The organism is Paenibacillus sp. OT2-17 (assembly GCF_009827695.1).
Classification (GTDB): Bacteria; Bacillota; Bacilli; order Paenibacillales; family Paenibacillaceae; genus Paenibacillus; species Paenibacillus polymyxa_B.
Map to the genome: position 1 here is coordinate 1 of NZ_WUDQ01000610.1, position 2098 is coordinate 2098.

Annotated in this window: 2 protein-coding genes; both read left to right on the top strand. The window is 45.4% G+C overall.

Annotation, left to right across the window (positions count from 1 at the left end; all coding sequences use genetic code 11):
• The first annotated feature begins 9 nt into the window (after positions 1–9).
• Positions 10–1068, top strand: a complete 1059-nt coding sequence (locus GRP75_RS25180) for a 23S rRNA (cytidine(2498)-2'-O)-methyltransferase RlmM (protein ID WP_075155058.1) — start codon at positions 10–12, stop codon at positions 1066–1068.
• A gap of 184 nt (positions 1069–1252) precedes the next feature.
• Positions 1253–2098, top strand: an 846-nt coding sequence (locus tag GRP75_RS25185; RefSeq protein ID WP_202404307.1) for a serine/threonine-protein kinase, incomplete at its 3' end; no start/stop codon positions are given.

A 2098-nucleotide genomic window follows, 5' to 3' on the forward strand; every position in this document is an offset into this window, starting at 1 on the left:
GAACTATATATCAGTACAGATGAACAAAGTGAATCTACTTTGTCATCATCAAGATTTGTTTGTACAGCCAATCACGGTTTTGCACCCTATGCTCAAGAGGAGCTTAGAAGAATATTTGGCTCTGTTAAAAGCACGATGCTTTTACCTGGTGAAATTTTTCTGGCTACATTACCTGCGGAAGAAATTGAGGCAGTGAGGACAATTACAGGTCAGCCGCCGATGTTTTTACGTCACTTATTTCCTGTTCATTTTCAGGAAGAAGGAACGGACCTGGTTCAGGTACAGGAGCGTCTGGTTGCATTCATCCGTAACCGCAAGGAACTGATTGATCAACGTGTTTCTTTACAAGTGCGCAAAGGATCTAATAGCAGTTGGATTGAAAGCGCAGGTGCGCTCAAGCAGGCTTTGAGTGAACAATTAAGTGATCTACCTATGGAGCAGACAGTACAAGGCGCCGATGTTATTGTGTCCGTTTTTGCAGATACAGATACGTGGTATGCAGGTGTATCGCGTCCTGAGGACAATCTATCGGATTGGAGCGGAGGCGCGGTTCGTTTTCAAAAAGAAGATGGACAAATTTCTCGTGCCAAATTCAAGCTATTGGAAGCAGAAGCAACGTTCGGCATAGATTTTGCCGCTTTCCATCAGGGACTGGATATTGGGGCAGCACCGGGTGGATGGACTTCCTTCTTACTGGAACGGGGACTGAAAGTTACAGCGGTTGATCCGGCAAAGATGGAGCCATCACTGATGAAGTACGCCAATCTGACTTTTTTGCGTAAAAATGCAAGTGAAGTCAAATTTAAAGAGAATTCGTTCGATCTGCTGGTTTGTGATATGAGCTGGAGTCCTAAGCAAATGGCAAGGCTCGTTACTGATTTACTATATAGTTTGCGAAGTGGTGGTACTGCTATCGTTACGGTCAAGCTAATGCATAAAAAGCCCTTGGCGCTCATTCATGATGTAATTGCTTCATTTGAAGAGTCCGGCATGCAGATTCAGCGAGCTAAGCAGCTATTCCATAACCGAGATGAGATCACCCTGTACATGATCAAGTATGGAAAATAATACTTTACAATGGATACAGGTGTGCTATATAATAAATCCAAATTGTTCCTTAAAAAATAATAATCACGTTTAAATCAAGGGAAAGCATCCCGCGAAAACGGTTTTCATGACGACATGGAAATTTGATTTTGCGGCAGCTTTCCCTTTTTTGCGTTGTCCGCTTGAGAAAGGAGGTAGGAGAATAATGAAGCAACCATCACAGTTGGAATTCGGATCAATTATCGGTGAGCGTTACCGTATTGTTCGCACATTGGGTTCGGGAGGAATGAGCCGCGTGTTCATGGCAGAGGATTTAAAACTGCCAGGCAAGCAATGGGCGGTGAAGGAGTCGGTTGCCGGGCCACAAGTGATGAAGCTTGTACGCACGGAGGCAGAGATGCTGATTTCGCTAAGCCATCCACGTTTACCGAGAATTGTTGATTTTTTTGAGCATCCTCCATCTGGTGCGGTATATCTGGTCATGGATTACATCGAAGGAATTACGCTGGAAGCATACATGAAGGGCTACCAAGGCTATATTCCACAGGAGCAAATCGTCCCATTCGCTTTGCAGCTACTGGATGTGTTGGACTATTTGCATACCCGTCAACCGCCAGTCATTTACCGGGATCTGAAACCAACGAATATTATGCTGACACCGGAAATGGAATTTATACTGATTGATTTTGGAATAGCGAGGAGCTATAAGGCTGAACTGGATCAAGATACGGTAAAGCTGGGCACAGTGGGCTTCGCTGCTCCGGAGCAATATGGAGCTGGTCAGACGGATGCTCGTTCAGACTTATACAGTTTGGGAGCGCTGCTATTGTATCTTTGTACAGGAGGCAAATATAGCGAGTGGACTGCGGGAGTAGAAGGGTATATTCGCGGAGAATTGCCCCGCCATTTGATCCCAGTGATTCGAAAGCTGCTGCGTCAGCATCCTGAGGAACGATTTCAATCTGCCGGGGAGGTCATTGGAGAACTGCGGCGCAGTGCTGATTTTCAGCCTGCTCAACAAGGAATATCCGTTAATGATGCCTCAATGGAT